12 protein-coding genes are annotated in these 17,909 nt (G+C 53.1%); 5 read left to right on the top strand and 7 right to left on the bottom strand.

Annotation, left to right across the window (positions count from 1 at the left end):
- The first annotated feature begins 144 nt into the window (after positions 1 to 144).
- From ACTH3S_RS05460 to ACTH3S_RS05450, 3 genes are all read left to right on the top strand, one after another.
- Complete coding sequence (locus ACTH3S_RS05460; RefSeq protein WP_441808017.1) at positions 145 to 885, top strand: substrate-binding periplasmic protein; 741 nt, start codon at positions 145 to 147, stop codon at positions 883 to 885.
- A gap of 148 nt (positions 886 to 1,033) precedes the next feature.
- Positions 1,034 to 2,722 (top strand): VRR-NUC domain-containing protein, encoded by a 1,689-nt coding sequence (locus ACTH3S_RS05455; protein ID WP_441808016.1) that lies wholly within the window; start codon positions 1,034 to 1,036, stop codon positions 2,720 to 2,722.
- The gene (locus ACTH3S_RS05450) at positions 2,719 to 4,983 is read left to right on the top strand and encodes a helicase C-terminal domain-containing protein (protein WP_441808015.1); all 2,265 of its coding nucleotides are present in this window, start codon (positions 2,719 to 2,721) and stop codon (positions 4,981 to 4,983) included. The genes ACTH3S_RS05455 and ACTH3S_RS05450 overlap by 4 nt, the downstream gene beginning before the upstream one ends.
- Before the next feature lie 28 nt (positions 4,984 to 5,011).
- Here ACTH3S_RS05450 and ACTH3S_RS05445 read toward each other — a convergent pair whose 3' ends face one another.
- The 3 genes from ACTH3S_RS05445 to ACTH3S_RS05435 form a co-directional block, all read right to left on the bottom strand.
- Positions 5,012 to 5,383: a VOC family protein gene (locus tag ACTH3S_RS05445; RefSeq protein WP_441808014.1), complete on the bottom strand. Its 372-nt coding sequence runs from the start codon at positions 5,381 to 5,383 to the stop codon at positions 5,012 to 5,014.
- Positions 5,384 to 5,432: 49 nt separating this feature from the next.
- Positions 5,433 to 7,544, bottom strand: coding sequence for a sensor domain-containing phosphodiesterase (locus tag ACTH3S_RS05440; protein ID WP_441808013.1), 2,112 nt, complete (start codon positions 7,542 to 7,544; stop codon positions 5,433 to 5,435).
- A 68-nt stretch (positions 7,545 to 7,612) separates the two neighbouring features.
- A complete protein-coding gene (locus tag ACTH3S_RS05435; protein WP_441808012.1) occupies positions 7,613 to 10,477 on the bottom strand; it encodes a M66 family metalloprotease in 2,865 nt (954 codons plus the stop codon).
- Between the two features lie 352 nt (positions 10,478 to 10,829).
- Between ACTH3S_RS05435 and ACTH3S_RS05430 the strand changes: the two genes are divergently transcribed.
- Positions 10,830 to 12,308 carry a phospholipase D family protein gene (locus tag ACTH3S_RS05430; RefSeq protein ID WP_441808011.1) on the top strand — a complete coding sequence of 493 codons (1,479 nt, stop codon included), beginning with the start codon at positions 10,830 to 10,832 and terminating at the stop codon, positions 12,306 to 12,308.
- Positions 12,309 to 12,376: 68 nt separating this feature from the next.
- Positions 12,377 to 13,165, top strand: a complete 789-nt coding sequence (locus tag ACTH3S_RS05425) for an IclR family transcriptional regulator (RefSeq protein WP_441808010.1) — start codon at positions 12,377 to 12,379, stop codon at positions 13,163 to 13,165.
- Between the two features lie 64 nt (positions 13,166 to 13,229).
- On the opposite strand, the gene ACTH3S_RS05420 is transcribed toward ACTH3S_RS05425, so the two are convergent.
- The 4 genes from ACTH3S_RS05420 to dctP form a co-directional block, all read right to left on the bottom strand.
- Entirely contained in the window at positions 13,230 to 14,390 is a 1,161-nt protein-coding gene (locus ACTH3S_RS05420) for an iron-containing alcohol dehydrogenase (RefSeq protein WP_441808009.1), read from the bottom strand.
- Positions 14,391 to 14,498: 108 nt separating this feature from the next.
- On the bottom strand, positions 14,499 to 15,830 hold the full coding sequence (locus ACTH3S_RS05415) for a TRAP transporter large permease (RefSeq protein WP_441808008.1): 1,332 nt from the start codon (positions 15,828 to 15,830) through the stop codon (positions 14,499 to 14,501).
- Complete coding sequence (locus ACTH3S_RS05410) at positions 15,827 to 16,327, bottom strand: TRAP transporter small permease subunit (protein WP_441808007.1); 501 nt, start codon at positions 16,325 to 16,327, stop codon at positions 15,827 to 15,829. Before ACTH3S_RS05410 ends, ACTH3S_RS05415 begins: the two co-directional genes overlap by 4 nt.
- Before the next feature lie 66 nt (positions 16,328 to 16,393).
- Entirely contained in the window at positions 16,394 to 17,497 is a 1,104-nt protein-coding gene (dctP, locus tag ACTH3S_RS05405) for a TRAP transporter substrate-binding protein DctP (RefSeq protein WP_441808006.1), read from the bottom strand.
- Positions 17,498 to 17,909 lie beyond the last annotated feature (412 nt).

The raw sequence follows: 17,909 nt of genomic DNA, 5'->3' as shown, positions 1-17,909 counted from the left end.
CTTTATCGTAAAGGTTACTGCAACAGGACGCAGTATCAGACCATAACGAAAACCACGCGGTTTCTACGGACTGCCCAGCTGGTCTTCCAATCTATATCATGCCGCGATCACGGAAAACTGCAACTAAATCAACGGAGGGAGTACATGAAAAGAAAAATCGGGCTGCTACTAGGTCTGCTGATAACGGCTGGCACTGCAACTGCTGAGGAGCTGCGGATCTATACAGAACAATACCCTCCGTACAACATGACCACCAACGGGCAGCCGTTTGCCCATAAGACCGAAGATATTAGCGGCCTTTGTTCAGATATACTAAAGGCTCTGATGGCCAAGACCGACCTTGCGTACACTACCAAGCTAAGAGCTCTCAATTATGGACTCAATCGGGCCGGGGAGCATCCTGACCATGCCATTTATTGTGTTTCCAAAACCGCAGATCGGGAGCCGCTGTACGATTGGGTGGGGCCTTTGGCCTCTATCAAATGGACTCTGTTCGCCAAGCCGGGATCGTCTATCGAACTTGATAATCTGGAAGACGCTCGCGAGTACCGGATCGGCGGCTACAACGGCGACGTAATGACGAGCTACCTGGATGAAAAAGGCTTTGATGTGCAAGCTATCAGCAATAACGGCCTGAACGCACGGCGTCTGGAAAACGACCAGATTGGCCTGTGGGTGGCAGACGGTCTGGCGGGCCCTTATCTGGCCGCTGATACCGCGAACGTAACCGACCTTAAGCACGTTCTGGTCTTCCGTGAGACCCCCATGTATCTTGCTGTCAACAAAGAGACAGATCCAAAAATCCTTAAGGCGCTACACGAAGGTTATCGGAAGCTGGTAGAGTCCGGTGAAAAAGAAGCAATTTCCCAAGCATACGGTCTCTGATCCAAAGACCACCAGACTCTGCAACCCAAAATGGTTTATCCGTCTTGTGTATCTTGGATCCTGGCGCTCAACAATATCGGGCAGGAAATCCAGATCGTCGATCATGAATTTTTAAGCAAGGCGGATATTCAGGCCTATCATATACCCTTTGGCGTTACTCCCCGCCACGGCGGATCTTGAAAACCCTCTGTATTACCTGCAAAACATGGAAACGGTAGTGGCTTGGGTGGCGAATCATCACGATGATCTTCTATTGGAGCCAGAACGTCTTTCCTTGCGTGGCTTCTTTGAATTGTCTCGCTCGGCGCGTGCATTGCTGACCCGTATGGTGATGCGCAGTGGCGATTTGTTCCGTGCCGACAAGTTGAAGTATCCAGAGCTGGGAAGCCCGGAAGCCGAGGCGCTGGATGAGCTGATTGCGAGTGACTGGCTGGATGCCGCCCCACTACTGACCCTGGATGATCTCTTTCGCTTATTCACTTTGGCCGAACTGCGGCCGGTCTTCGTACCTGTATTGGTGGAGGCGGGTTTCGCTAAAAATTTGTCCAAGGCCGGGATGCGAGAGGCCTTACAGGACAAGCTTGCCAATGCCCGCACATTAAACGACTGGCTGGGTGACCATGTAAAGCCCGTGGTGCGAGTTAAACAGATGGCTCTCTTCGATCGCATTCGCCTAATGTTCTTCGGCAACCTGCGACAAAGCTGGACAGACTTCGTATTGGTAGAGCTGGGCCATCATCGCTACGAGGCCGTGGAATTCACCCCCGAGGCTCGAGCGTTTTCCCGGCGCAGTGAGGTGGATATTTACCTGGCCATGCACCACTGCCGCGAGAGTCTGGATGCCGGTTTGCCAGCCAAAGAAGTTTGGAGCCTGGTGCCGGGTGCCTCAGATAGCCCCTGGCTGACCAGTCGCCGTGATCGCCTGTTGCTGGAACTGGGCCGACAGGCGGAACGTCAGGGAGAGCGGGAATTGGCATTGGAAGCACTCGCCGCCAGTGGCCACCGAGAGGCCAAGTTAAAACGGTTGCGGCTACTGGAACGGATGAGGCGTTTCGATCAGGCTTGGGTTATAGCTGCGCGCTGGCAGAACAAAGAATTAAGCGATGCCGAAGCCCAAGGCTTGGCGCGTATTCTAAAGCGGCTGGCGGTGAAGGTGGGTGAACCTGTTCCGCCTGCACCACAGAATCCAGAGATACGAGAGTTCACACTCACTTTGCCTCAAACTGCCGGTTCTGTTGAAAGCGTGGTTGAAGCTCACCTCTCAACCCCGGAAGCACCCGTATTTTACGTCGAGAACACTTTAATAAACGGCCTGTTCGGTCTGTTCTGTTGGCACACGATTTTCAAAGCTATACCCGGTGCGTTCTTCCATCCGTTCCACACCGGGCCGGCGGATCTGGTGCGAGAGGACTTCGTAAGCCGACGGCAGGCCGACTTTGATCGGTGTTTTGCAACACTGAGTAATGGCGATTATCACCAGAAAATTTTGGAGACCTACGCTGCCAAACAGGGCATTGCCAACCCATTTGTGACCTGGTCGGCGTTGAGCGAAGAGCTATTAACACTGGCTCTGGAGTGCATTCCCGCTAGCGATTTACAGATTCTGTTTGAGCGACTTTTAACAAATATCCGCGAACATCGCAGTGGTTTCCCCGATCTTATACGCTTTTACCCAGATAACCCGAACAGTAAACCCCGTTACGAGATGATCGAAGTAAAAGGCCCAGGCGACCGGCTACAGGATCATCAAATCCGCTGGCTTCACTTCTTTGCGCACCAGGGAATTGCCGCCAGCGTGTGTTATTTGCGTTGGCAAGACAGCGAGGTAATACAGTGAGGGTTGCGGTTAGAACCCTCTGCGAGTTCGCTGCTCGGGAGGGCGATCTGGACTTTCGATACACCCCTGCGCCCAGCGCTGAAGAGGGTATGGCCGGCCATCAAGCAATCCAGGAAAAACGCGGATACGGCTATAAAAGCGAGTATTCACTTACCGGGGAATGCTTTGGGTTGGAGCTTTATGGTCGCGCCGATGTGTATAACCCACACTCTGGCTTGTTGGAAGAAATCAAAACCCACCGTGGCGATGTGTCCCGTATTCGGCCCCATCAGCGGGCGTTGCACCTAGCTCAGTTACGGGCTTACGGTGCCCTGCTCTGCCGCCAGGAAAAGCGCAAAACTCTGAAGCTGGCGCTGGTGTATTTCGATATCGGCAAAAAGCGTGAAACGTCGATAGCCCAAACTGCCCGCGCGGATGAGCTGTGGCAAGAATTGGAAGCCTTGTGTGACCGCTACCGACTCTGGGCAGAACAAGAAGCCCACCATCGGGAGCAGCGGGACGTTCGTCTTTCTGGCCTACGTTTTCCATTCCCACAGTTTCGCCCCCGCCAGCGCCAGCTTGCGGAAACTGTCTATAAAAATACAGTTAAAGGCGGCAGCCTGCTGCTGGAAGCACCCACTGGTCTGGGCAAAACCCTGGGTACTTTGTTCCCTGCGTTGATGGCCATGCCCGCCGCTGAACACGACCGGCTGGTTTACCTCACCTGCCGCAATACCGCTCGGCAACTGGCAGTCGATGCTCTGGAACGCCTGCGTGCGGCCCAAGAAACGCCGCAGATTTGGCCCTTGCGCACGTTGGAATTGGTGGCCAAGACGGATGCTTGTGAACATCCGGATAAAGCCTGTCACGGCGATTCCTGCCCTCTGGCCAAGGGGTTCTTTGATCGACTGCCGGATGCCCGGACTGAAGCCGCCCAAGCGGGCACCACGCTCACCCAAGAAGTTTTGGCAAAGATTGCCGCTGGTCACGACATTTGCCCCTATTTTCTAGCCCAGGAGATGGCGCGCTGGTGTGACTTGGTGATTGGCGATGTAAACCGAATGTTCGATCAGTCTGCCCTATTCCATGGCCTCACCCGGCAGAACAACTGGAAAACGGCTGTTCTGATAGACGAGGCCCACAATTTGGTAGATCGCGGTCGGGGCATGTATTCGGTGCAGTTGGATCAGCAGCGGCTGCTAAAAATCCGAAAAACCGCCCCCAAGGCTTTGAAGTCGCACCTGGATCGAACGGCCCGCGCGTGGCAAAGCGTTATCCGTGATCACTCGGATGCCGGCACCGCGCCAGTGTTTCTGGACAACCTGCCCTCAGCGCTCACCGGCAGTTTGCAAGGCCTGGTATCAGGGCTGACGGATTACCTGGCGGACAACCCACCGGATCTGGCGTTGCAAGAAGTGTTGTTCGAATCCGTCGCTTTCATGAAACTGGCGGAGTCGTTCGGCGATCACTCTCTGTGCGAGTTTCGCCGCGAAGGTCGAGGCCGCGCCAGCGTGACTATTCAGAATCTGGTGCCGGCGGATTTTCTGCGAGACCGGTTTCAGGCGGCAGCTTCCGTACTGTTGTTTTCCGCCACCCTTACCCCGGGCATCTATTATCGGGACCTGTTGGGCTTGCCGGAGGACAGCCATTTCACTTCGCTACCCAGCCCCTTTAGCGCCGACCAATTACAGGTGAACTTCACCCCCAAAATCAGTACCCGTCAGGCACACCGTGAAGCTTCTGTACAGCCTATTACCGAGCTGATCGCCCAACAATATCTGGAGCGCCCCGGTCATTATCTAGCGTTTTTCAGTAGCTTCAAATATCTCAACGAGGTGAGCGAAGCGCTAGCCAGCAATGCCGCAGAGGTGCCGCAACGATCCCAGCATCCCGGAATGAGTCCGCAGCAACGTAGGGAGTTTCTGGCTGGGTTTCAGGAAAAATCTGGCAGCGTGGCGTTTGCGGTTCTGGGCGGCGTGTTCAGCGAGGGAATTGATTTACCGGGCGATCAGTTGATTGGTGCTTTTGTAGCTACCCTAGGCCTGCCGCCTTTCGATGCCTGGCATGAGGTTCTCAAACATCGCCTGCAGCAGCGTTTTGGCGCGGGTTATGAGTACACCTATCTGATTCCGGGACTACAGAAAGTGGCTCAGGCCGCTGGAAGAGTCATTCGCACACCAGAGGATCAGGGCGTGATTTGTCTAATAGACGATCGCTTCTTGCAGCCGCAGATTCGGAGACTGTTGCCGGGATGGTGGTTTGAAACCGAGACCGCCGACTAAAGCAGCCCCGGTTTTCATAGGGGTAGCATCAACCGAAGTGGAAAAACGCCAGCTTGTTGCCGTCCGAGTCTTTCACATAAGCACCGTAGAATTGGTCAGGAATACGCTGCCCTGGCTCGCCGTCACAGGTTGCACCCAGCTCAATGGCTTTTTTATAGTAGGTATCAACCGCTTCTTTGGAGCCTGGCTGTAGGGCCAGCATGTTGCCATTGCCAGGATGGTTTGGTGTACCGTCGAACGGTGTGCAAACGGCCAACATGGGGGATTTCATGCTTTCGCCAATAAATGCGATGCGCCCCATATCCAGCAGAAGCTTTGCGCCCATGCCGCCCAGAAGATCCGTATAGAAGGTCTTGGCTTTTTCCATATCACTGACACCGATGGTGACGTATCCGATCATGTTGCAGTCTCCTGTTTCGCGCTTTGCCCGCGCAATTGGTTTTAAACCATTAATTTGCTGTCCCACTGAAATCTTCAGCCCAATGCAGAGCGTCAGATAATGGCACGGGTTTGCTGTAGAAAAAACCTTGGCCCAGATCGCAGCCAAGTTCAATCAGTTTGCGCTCTACGCCAGCATTTTCAATGCCTTCAGCAACCAATCGCCGTTTGAAGCTTTTGGAAAGACTGACGATGGCGCTGACAATCATGCTGTCGTCTGAATCACTCAGCATATCTACTACGAACGAGCTATCGATTTTGATCTCTTGGGCCGGCAATCGGCGTAAATGATCCAGCGATGAATAGCCGGTTCCGAAGTCATCCAGAGAAATATCGACACCGAGTTCCCGGCACACTTTCAGGTTTTTCAGAACAGTGTCCATATCGTCCAGTGCCGTGGTTTCAAGGACTTCCAGAATGAGATGAGCACGCAATTCGCGGGGGCAATCCCACAGGGCGCAGGATAAATCGTCCCGGAATTGCTGACTTAAAAAGTGTGACGGGCTCAGATTGATGCTCAGGGTATAAGGCAGATCCTGCTTCGCAAACGCTTTCAGCTGTTTTACCGCTTCTCGGATGACATAGTTGCCGAGCGTGCGTGCATGCTCTGTGTATTCGATCTGCTCCAGAAAACGACCGGGGCCGAGAACCCCATCCGTTGGGTGATCCCACCGGATAAGTGCTTCAAACCCAGCTACTTCACGGGTACGCAGACAGATTTTTGGCTGATAGTACAGCTCCATTTGCTGTTGGCTCAGGGCACACCCGATCTGTTCCAGCACTCGGACCCGCTTCTTGTTGGAAGAATGGGACTCAAGATCAAATATTCTAAAACAATTCTTACCGGTTTCCTTGGCGGCATACATGGCCTGGCCGGCATGACGAAGCAGCAGATCGGAACCCGCGTCATCGTCCGGATAAAGCGTGACGCCCATGCTTCCGGAGATTTGAAGCACGTGGTGGCGAAAACTGACGGGTTGCCGGATGGCATCCAGAAGTCGAGCATAAACGCCCTCATCGTCGACATCTCGCAGGATGGCCACAAACTCGTCACCGCCAAGGCGCGCGACAATATCATGACTGCGTACGGTGGCCTGAAGTGCGTTAGCCACGGATTTGAGCATCGCATCGCCCACCGCGTGACCATGCTCGTCATTGATTGTTTTGAAACCGTCCAGATCAATAAAACACACCGAAACCATGCCAGCCCTCTGGCCGGCTTCGTACAATTCCTGCACGAACAGTTCGGTCAGCCGGCGGCGATTGGGTAGGCCGGTCAGCGCATCGTAATTCGTCGCCAGGTTGTTGGAGATAATGGTTTCTTCGGTCACCATAAGTTGTCCCAGAATATTATCCAGACGGTCGAAGACCATCCCTCGACGCTCCACCTCCTGATACAGGGCCTGAGTTTCGGGGCTCCATGCAATGTTAGTGATGGCGCCGATTTTCAAATAAGGTGTGCCATTATCCTCATGCAAAACTTCTCCAATAAACCCGAACTGGCTCCCCGTTAGAGCCAGCAGGTCACCGAGCATCTGGGTAAATGCCGAGCGCTCGTTATCGCTTGTAAGAAAAACGCTCTGGGCATGATGAATGGCTCGATTGAGGTGGGAGACCGGCACATACTCACTGTTGTCCGATTCAAGGTACGAACGTTCCAGCTCTTCTTCAACCATGGTGGCGAGGGTGCGGAGCACATCCAGGTCTTTCTCGCTGAACTGTCGTGGCTTGTCGTCAATGATGCACAAACTGCCAATTTTGTATCCGCTGGGTTCACGCACCGGCATGCCGGCGTAAAAACGAATGTGTGGGCTACCCAGCACAAGAGGGTTCGTGCAAAAACGCGGGTCCCGGGACGCATCTTCTACAACAAAAATCTGATCCTGTCGTATGGCATACTCGCAGAACGCCACCGAACGGGGTATTTCAGATACGTTTAACCCTTGTCGGGACTTGAACCACTGGCGGTCATGATCCAATGCGGTGAATAAGGCAATTTGGACTTGATAATGTTGGCGGGCGATTCGGGTCAGGCGCTCAAAACGCTCTTCCGGAGGGGTATCGAGTAGCCCTAGTCGGATCAGCGCAGCGAGTCGCCTTTTCTCGGTTTCCGTGTCATTCATTCGGGATCCTTGGCAACACAGGCAATAAAGGGATGAGAGGAGATACACGCCCTCTCATCCCGAACACGCTACTTATCGAGCAGTGTCTGTAGCACCTTGCCCGGCAGTGCGCTCAGCACCTGGCTGTCAGTCTGGCGAACCCCTTGCCATCGCTGATTGCCATTGCCGTGGCAGCCGTACATCAGCACACGATTTTGCTTGTAGTCGTAGTCTATGCACTTTCCATCACCGGCATTTCTCAACCGGTCATTCTCATCGTAGTCCCAGCTCTGGCTGATCCTGCCAGGGTCGCAAAGTGCCAGGCCCAGATACTCTCCTGTTGGAACCAGGCAGTTCCAGGGTTGATCCATCGGGTGCAAACTGCCCCGGGCGGTCATTAACCAGTGGGCGGCCTCTGGTTGGCCTTCCGCCCCGGTGACAATCGTGATGAATCCCTTGTCATTCAGAGCGGTCGACAGGCGGTGGTTACCATTTTTGATAACCTCGCCTTCCAGGTCGATATCCGCTGGTGTTGCAATCAAGCCACGATCAATCAGCAGCTCAGTCAGCAAAGCCTGAATATCGTTAGCCGCTGCGCCTTCCGCTTCTTGCTGGTTGACCAGAGCCTGCGCTCGCATGACAGTGTCATGGGTGTTCTGAATGCGGACGAGAACCGTCTTTGCTGTTTCGCTCAGCCCATCCGCCATGTCAGCCGCAGAGTAACTGGCAAGCCAGCGTTGTGCATCTGTCGGCAATACCGGCACGCTGTCGGCTGCGATGGCTTCCAGTGCGGTGTTCAATTTCGCGATTTCGAGGCCGCGAAGCTGCTCGTAGCCGTGTTCCTGACCCACAATAGCAACCGGAGGCAGTTCCGGAATCTGGCCGTCAAAGGTGGTTCGGGTCAGCTCGATATCTGTGCCATCGCGGCGGCATGTCAATATTGCCTCAGTAGGGCGGAAAGTGGCCTCCAGATTGAAGTGCAGTTGATTGATGGTACCGCCGTTATGGCGTTGCGCCGCCACCTCAATGCGTGTTTGCTCGCCACTGGCATTTTGTACATCGACCCAACAGATACCGGTTGTGCGGGACATATCCGGCTCGGGCAAATCAAACACGTTGCCGTAGTTACCGTGGAATACCGGGTAGATAACCGCGTTGGTGCCATCCGGGTCGTAGCCGCCCAGAATCGTCGCGACAGGCACACCGGTTTTCACCGGAGCAAGAACGTTTCGCCAGGCCTCGAACTGATGGGGTTCGTATTGGCCGGTTTGTGTATCCCACTTTTTATAGCCGGTTTCGTAAGTTTCGTCCGGAATGGGGAACCCGGCCAGATCGTTTTGGATAATGCGCGCCGAGTAGCCGGTATAAAACGTGTATTCAGAGAATGGGGAACTGCCCCAGCCACCTGACATGGCGTCTTTGTAGTACCGAATACGTCCCATGAAATGGGAGCCAACAGGCTGGGCCTCAGCAGTCCAGCTATTATTTTCGAAATTGCTACGCATACGATTACGGTAGGCAACATAGCCCCAACTACTGTCTGCATGGTGGCGCTGCCAGCGGCTGTCCTCGGTAAGCCCGCCGCCCGGATAATGGCCAAGCCCGTAGGCGTGTCCCCATTCGTGGCTTGCTTCGTTACCCAAAGTAGCGGTTACAGTACCTGCCCCGTTGCCACCACTGAGTCCATGCTCTTGACGCCCATTCTGATAATTGCCCCAGGCGTGATGGTTGGTTATCTGCTTAAAGTTATGGAAATAAGACTGATTCATACTGTTGCTGGTAACGCCATAGCTTGCTTGGTTAATACCGATGCTGACCTGGGATTTTGCAACGTTTTCCCGCATGTCGCCGTTGTAGGTGCCGCCGTCGCTGTCGCTTTTGTCGGTGTAAATTTTACCACTGGCAACAATAACTTTTTTTAGCTCCATATCTGTGTAGCTACCCATTACCAGCTTCGAAACGGGCAGGTTCTGGAAGTAGTCAGTAGCTGCCATAACGGGATCATTCAAAGTGAAATGCTTCCAGTTCCGATCGACATGGGTCAGCATGCCGAGCCGGATAGACTGGAATACCAGCTGGCTGGCGCCACCGATATCTATGTCGGACGCAACCAGCCGGCCGGTCAGCGCGTCGGGGGCATCGCCGTTCACGGTAAAGGTCAAGGACAGGCCATTGCGCATCAGATTCCAGGGCAGCCGCACATTCCAGGCGTGGGTAGAGTATTCAACGCGACGTGGGCCAGAGTAATCCGATCTTGGTAGCGCGTTGGGATGGTTCATGACGAAGCGACCGGCCGGCTCACCGTTGAGAGTTGCCGTGACTTCAACTGTAATCGGAGTGTCCTGCGTATCCGGTGTGAACAGCAACAAGGCATCGCGCAGGGCAACCGGTTTCGGCGTGTACACGCTTTGGGTTTCGTCGCCCCCGTCTCTCACGAAATTGTTATGGGGCTTCACCGTATGGGATTGGGCAAAGGTGACCTGGCCCTTCAGCAGCCCGCCGGACAGATCATTGCGTAATGTTCGTTCATTGCCTTCGTAATCAATGGCGTCAAACGCAAGTACCTTGGCATTGCCGAGGTAAGTATCTGTGGGCAGAACCCGCAGCACCTGTTCCTGAGTAGAACTGCCTGCATCGGATGTAACCGTGAGTGTGAACGGGGTATATGCTGTGACGTCGTCAGCGCCAGGTGTGCCGCTGATTTCACCGGTAGCGGCATCCAGGCTCGCCCAATCGGGAAGGCCTGTGGCGCGGAATTGCAAAGACTTCACATTGGCTTTTAGTTCCGGTTGGTAATGATATGGCACCTTAGCGACTGCAGAAGTCGGGCTCCCGGTAATTTCCAGATAAGCACCGGGTGACGAGGTTTTCGAATCGCTATCTCCACTGCCGCCTCCACCGCAGCCTGTCATAACCAGCACAACCAACACACCTATTAAATTGTTTCTGAACATTACAAAAACCTTATTTCCGTTGAAGCTGGGCATTTTTATCCACTGGCCCAAAATGCCCAAACGGTATTCCGTTGCATTTTGTACGGTGTGACTGTGGTCGCTAAATTGCCGTATATAAAGAAGTTTTTAAAAAATTTCTAAGTGTTTTACATTGACTTTTAAGTGGTGAGGCCGTGTTCAAATTGCGGGCATAGGCTTTACCAGAATCTAAAAATTGGCAGGATAACTGCTACACTTATCCACCCAATCAGAAGGAGTCATTCACGTGTTTAAACGGCCCAGAGGGCATTTACCGAGTGTGATAGCCGTTCTGGCCATATTGTTGACCATTAGCGGGTGTGCACTACCTCCCATGACCGATCGCAATGAAAGCCTCGCCATACCCGCCGACCAAACCACTAACACTCGCTTGGGGAATGCGATTACGCCTTTAGCAGAGGCGCACCCGGGCAAGAGCGGTGTTGTGTTTCTTGAAAACGCCCACGACGCCTTTGCCGCACGGGCGCTGTTGGCCGAAGGCGCGGATGTCACTTTGGATGTTCAGTATTACATCTGGCAATACGACATCACCGGCACCATGCTGCTTGATGTGCTCTACCGGGCCGCCGAACGGGGTGTTCGGGTTCGCCTCTTGCTGGATGACAACGGAATCTCCGGGCTTGATGACGCGCTGGCTGCGCTGGATACCCACCCGAATATCGAGATACGGCTGTTTAACCCGTTCGTGGTGCGCAGCCCCAAGTGGATTGGTTACGTGACCAGCTTCCAACGGCTGAATCACCGTATGCACAACAAATCTTTCACCGCGGATAACCAAGCGGCGATCATTGGCGGGCGCAATGTGGCCGATGAGTATTTTGGCGCCGGCCAAGGGGCGCTGTTTGCCGACCTTGATGTGTTAGCTATTGGCCCTGTGGTGCATGAGCTTTCTAACGACTTTGATCGTTATTGGTCAAGTGTCTCCGCCTATCCTGCATCGACCATTTTAGGCGAAGCTGATGAGAAGGATTTAGCCAAGGTGGTAGAAACCGCCAAAATCTGTAACGCCAGCTCTGAAGCTAGCAAGTATGTGTGTGCAATAGAAGACTCAGAGTTTCTGAAGAAGCTGCTGGCGGGCAACCTGGAGTTCACTTGGGCGCCGGTTGCCATGATCAGTGACGACCCCGCCAAGGTGCTTGGTAAAAAGCCGAAGAAAGGTTTGCTGAGCCGGCAGATGGCAGAAGCCATGGGAAGCCCAGAACGTTCAGTAACCCTGGTATCGCCTTACTTCATCCCCACTAAAACCGGCGTAAAAATGTTCCGGGATCTGGAGCGCCAAGGTGTTCAGGTGCGGGTACTGACTAACTCCCTCGAAGCCAACGACGTAGCCATGGTGCACGCAGGTTACGCAAAGTACCGTAAGCCGCTGCTGGAAGCCGGTGTGCAACTGTTTGAGCTGCGCAAGTTACCCGGTCGCGAGTCTGTGGAAGGTCAGTTGCAGAAAAACCTGATGGGCAGTTCCTCCTCCAGCCTACACGCTAAAACCTTTGCGATTGATGGCGAAAGCTTGTTCGTAGGCTCTTTCAATTTTGATCCCCGATCGGTTCATATCAACACCGAACTCGGCTTTGTGATTGAAAGTCCAGAGCTGACTCAAGTGGTGGAAAGTCATTTTGAAGAACAAGCGCGAATAACCGCTTATGAAGTGGTGCTGGATGAAGATGGCGATTTGCAGTGGATTGAGCGTAACGGCGAAGAAGAGGTTAGGCACAGCCACGATCCGGGGGCTGGGCTGATTAAGCGAATGATGGTTTCGTTTTTCTCGATACTGCCTATTGAGTCCTTGCTTTGACAAAGAGGTAGAGCGAGCAAATAGCTAGTCCACGACATTTTATACTAATTCAGGTGAATTTAAGCCCAATGAATGATTCAGCTAAACGTAGCAAAGGTTCCTCAATCAATCGGGTTTTAGAAATTGTTGAACTGGTATCTGTCAGTGAGCGTCCACTTTCGCCCGCAGACTTGGCATTCACTTTAGATATCCCAAAACCCAGTATTCATCGATTGTTGCAACAGTTGGAAGCTGACGGTTTTGTGCAAACGGACTGGCGTGGCTTGATTATTCCCGGCACAAGATTGATGAAAACAGCTGTCGGCGTACTAACCAGTGACTCCCTAGAGATCCTACGGCTATCAGTTTTACAGCGTTTGGCTGCAGAGGTAGGCGAAACCTGCGGTATTGCTATTCCGATGAACCTCGAAATGGTTTACACCGACCGCGTACAAAGCAATTGGCCGTTACAGCTTTATTTGCAAGTTGGCGACAATGTGCCGGTGTGGTGCACTTCGAGCGGCAAGCTCTATTTGAGTTCGCTCCCGAAAGCCCAGCGTAAACGATTAATTAACAATATGCCGTTGCGGCCCCTGACCAATAATACCTTGGCGGATAAGCAGCAGCTAGAAGCCAGCTTAGAGCAGATCGAAAAAACGGGGGTTGGTGTTGATAACGAAGAGTACATTGCCGGAATAGTCGCAATATCAGTGCCGATTTTAAGCCCGGAAGGACACTACTTTGCCAGCTTATTTACCCATGCGCCGACTATCCGAAAAACACTAGCGGAATTGCAGGTTTTTGTGCCACAGCTTCAAGCAGCAGCAAAAGAGCTAAGCCTGATGTTAAAAGAAGCAACAACGTCAGATTCTCAATAGAGCAACTGCCCATACACTCGGACAGTTGTTCTATTACCTTTACCCTTCTATATGGATTAAGCGTTTAAACCCACAGCTTTTTATAGATAGCGATTATCTGCGCAACGCTTGGAATACGTGGGTTATTACTTGGGGAACCGGATGCCAAGGCTTGTTCCGCCATGGTTTGCAAGAGGCTGTCAAAGTGCGCTTTTTCGGCACCAAATTCTGCCAATGTTGGGACTTTCAGTTCGCGGTTAAAGGTTTCGAGTGCTTCCAGTAATTTGCGGTTGGCCTGTTCGTTGTTATCCGTGGCGGCAGCTACGCCCATTGCCCGAGCGCAATCGGCGTAGCGTTCTGGCGCAGACGGTATCGAAAATGCCGTAACACTGGGCAGCAACATGGCATTGGACAGACCATGAGGCACATGGAAAAACGCACCAATCGGGCGGCTCATGCCATGTACTAAGGCAACAGATGCCGTGGAAAAAGCAATGCCCGCCAGAGTTGACCCCAACATCATGGCTTCCCGAGCTTCAATGTCGTTACCGTTGCTGTAGGCACGCTTTAAGTGCGGAGCAATTAAACGCATGGCCGATAAAGCCTGAGTATCACTGAATGGGCTGGCTTTTTGGCTAACGTAGGCCTCAATGGCGTGGGTTAACGCATCAATACCGGTATCGGCGGTTGTGCGCGGTGGCACGCTCAGGGTTAAATTTACATCAACAATAGCGGCAAGCGGCACAAAGCCAAGGCCGGCACACAGCATTTTCTCATCGTTTGTTTCATCGGTAATAATGGTAAAGCGCGTGACTTCGGAGCCTGTGCCCGCGGTTGTCGGAATCGCTATAAGCGGAATACCGGCTTCACTGACCTGGCGGGGAAATTTGTAATCGCGAATATTGCCACCGTGCTTGCCTAGGATCGCGATAGCTTTAGCGCTGTCTATTGGGCTGCCGCCGCCCAAGGCAATAATCACATCGTATTTTTTATCCAGCACGCATTGAAGGCCGGCTTCAATGGAGGCAGCCGTGGGTTCTGGCTCGGTGCCGTCAAACACATCTGCTTGCAAATCGTCTGCTGATAACAGGGTTTGGATTTGCTGGGCATAGCCCAGTTGCACCATTATTTTGTCGGTAATGATGAGTGGTCTGCTACCACCCAAGGATTGCACGATGCCGGGTAACTTGTTGATGGCTCCCGCACCCATTTCCATAACTCGAGGTAAAGCAACGGCTACAGACATACTTACGTCCTTTGGTCATTATTGTTTTCTTGAGCCACAACGCCCGCCACCGAGAAGTGATGGGCGTTGTGGTTATCAACCCGACTGGGGCAGCCAAGGCAAAGGAGATCAGCCCAACATGATGCCTGGCAAGCCGGTAACCAACCAAGGGAAGACAGTTAGCAGCGCGCATGCCAAGAGGATCAAGGCTACGAACGGAATCACCGCCTTGTACAGATCGACGATTTCCACGCCTGGCGGTGCCACCCCTTTCAGGTAAAACAGGGCGTAGCCGAACGGCGGCGTCAGGAACGAGGTTTGCAGCACTACGGCTACCATTACCACGAACCACAGCATATCCACTTCCATGGCCTCGACGATGGGCAACATGATTGGGAAACTGAGCAGCACAATACCGGTCCAGTCGAGGAACATACCCAGAATGAACACGAGGAACAGCATCAGAATCAGGGCGCCCGTGGTGCCGCCGGGCATGGCTAATACCAGATCGCTGATCACGCTCATGCCGCCACCACGGGAGAAGACCCCAGTGAAGGCTGTGGCGCCTACCAGCACCAGCATCACCATGGTGGTGGTCTTGCTGGCATCGATCAGGGTGTTGTAGCAGGTCTTGAGCTTGCGATCCCCGAAAATCAAGAATAGCAAAAATGCAATGAATACCCCGATGGCAGAGGCTTCAGTAGCCGTGGCGATACCGGTGAACAATGCCCCCAATACCCCAAGAATCAACGCCATGGGCGGAAGAACATACTTGAACAGCATAATGAGCAATTCGCCGGTGCTGGTCTGGGCGCGCTCTTCAGCTGGCACCTTCGGGCCGTACGCTGGCTTGATGTAGCAGATGATCAAAACGTAAAGCGCGTACATCACCCCCAATATCAGCCCAGGTACCAAGGCCCCTGCAAACAGGGCCCCCACCGAGACCGGCGAGTAACTGGCCATCAGGATCAGCATGATACTGGGCGGAATCAGGATGCCCAGACAACCGCTGGCCATGATTACCCCGGCACTCAGCTCCTTGTTGTAGCCATACTTGAGCATAGGCACAAGCGCGATCATGCCCATCACCGCTATCGAGGCGCCCACAATACCTGTGGTTGCAGCCAACAGCACAGATACAATGACCACCGTCAACGCCAAGCCACCACGCAGATTGGCGAGTAGCAGGCGCATGGCATCGAACATTTTCTCGGTGACACCGGAATCGTTCAGAAACCGCGCCATCAAGACAAATAACGGGATTGCCACGAGCACGTAGTTATCCATGGCATTGCCATAGATGTTGTTGATCAGGGTACCCATCACGTTCAGGCCAGGCCCTACAAAGGCACCGATGACCGCGACACCGCCCAGTACAAACGCCAGGGGGTGGCCCATAAACAGGCCTACGATCAACCCAGCGAACATCACCAGGGTGAGCATTTCCGGACTTAAGTTCATGCCCGCTCCTCCCGTAGTTGCTGAATCGCCCGGATGAAGATCGCGATACCCTGCAGCAGGATCAATACCGCCGCGATGAATATGACGCCTTTAACTGGATAAACCGGAATGGACACCATGCCGTAGGTGGTTTCGCTGCGGCTGAACGAACGCATAAAGAAGCTCCAGCCGAGGCTTAATAGCATCCACATGAAGGGAGCGAAGAAGATCAGGTAGCCGATAACGTCGAGAATCGCCTGTTTCCTGAGTGAGAGTAACCGTTTGATCACATCGACTTCGACGTGAACATGGTGGCGAAGCCCGTAAGCCGCCATCAGCATGAAATGAGCACCGAATAGCATCTTGGTGATATCAAAAGCCCAGTCGCTGGGGCGGCCGATAAAAAAGCGCAAAGCAATATCGTAAAGAACAACTAGCGTGATAATCGCAATCAGTGGCGCAATGAGTCGGCCGAAAACGTCATTGAGCGTATCGATCGCATTAGCAATTGCATTCATAGAGAAACCCCGCAATCAATACGAAGAGCTACCCCGATGCGCCGCATCGGGGTAGCGGTAAGAGTCTTACAAGCACTCTTCTATTTTTTCCAGGGAAGGCAGGTTGTCGAGAGTGCGGCTCATGTTGAACGGTGCGCTAATATCACGCCAGTTAGCGTAGTTCTCCATGTAGCTGATCATGGAATGATAAACCTTGGCATGCATCTTATCTTCGCAGGCTCCGCGAACGATCACTTCATTGGTGATGTCTTGAATGCGTGCCAGATCTTCCTCAGAGAACTGGCTGATTTCGACGCCAGCTTTCTCGAACTGAACGGCGCCTTCGGTGGAGCCGTGCTCCGACCAAGAAAGTGACCAGGCTAGGTTAGCGTCAGCAGCAATCTTCAACTTCTCTTGGGTTTCGCTGGAAAGCTCGTCCCAGGCATCTTTGTTGATCATCACACCAAATACACTGGCAGACTGGTGCCAGCCGGGCGTGGCCCAATATTCGGCCACTTCAGCAAAGCCGGCCTGGTAGTCAACGCCCGGCGTGGAAAACTCACCGGCGTCAATCACGCCGCGCTCAATAGCTTGATAAATTTCTCCACCCGCAATGGTGACCTGTGAGCCGCCGAGCTTCTCCAGAACGCGCCCTTGGTCACGACCGGAAAGACGGATGCGCTTTTTGTCGAGGTCAGCTAGGCTTTTGATGGGGGTGCGACCCATAAAGCCCGATTCATTATTGGTGATCCCGTATGGCAAATAGACCATGTTGTACTTGCCGTAAACTTCTTGATAGAGCTCGAAACCGCCCCACTGTTGAATCCAGTTCAAGTAATCCACGCCGTTGAACAAACTGGTGGTGGTGGCTAGCGGAGAAAAGGCCGGGCTGCGACCTGCCCAGTAACCGGGCCAATCACCCGCAGCTTCAATGCTGCCGGTTTCGGTGGCATCAAACACTTCGGTGCCGGGCATCAAGGTGCCGCCGGCGCGGAAGTTGATTTCCAGCTCGTCACCAACAAGTTTGTTGGCCAGTTCAACCCAATGGCGATCGATTTCAATCAGCGCTAAGTTTTCGGGCCAGGTGGTGGTCATGGTCCACTTTTCCTTGGCCAAAGTGGCCGTGGAAAAGGAGGCAAGAGCGATACCAGCAGCTAGGCCGGCGGCGGCAAATTGGAGTTTTTTGTTCATGGAATGTTCCCTAGTGTTTGGCTTTTGAAATTGTTGTTTTGATTTTCGGGAAAAACAAGATTCGCAGTTGACGTAAACTTCGAAAGAAGCTTTAAGCAGCGTTTACACCGTCTAGTCATGCCCACCATCAATGAGGCTTCAATGAGAGGATTTAAGGGGTGTTACTGGTTTTGTTGTTGCTTGGATTGGTGTAAATCATCTGCACAGCCTCACTTTTGTTAGTATTCGCAGCACGTGGCTACGCTTTGGCATTGTTGCAAATCTAAAAATATAACGAATATTGAGACGAACTGTACCTTTTTAGTCCGAATATTCATTGTTGTTCAAGCATACCAGCATGTCAAATTAAGCAATGCCTTCCTAGCAGCCTGTCGGACTTGCACCTGACAGACAGCGTTTAAAGTGATCTTGT

The sequence above is a fragment of the Marinobacter sp. genome (genome assembly GCF_052094685.1).
In the GTDB taxonomy this organism is placed as follows: Bacteria; Pseudomonadota; Gammaproteobacteria; order Pseudomonadales; family Oleiphilaceae; genus Marinobacter.
Note: the sequence above shows the minus strand (reverse complement) of the source record. Positions and strands in the feature narration are given on the sequence as shown.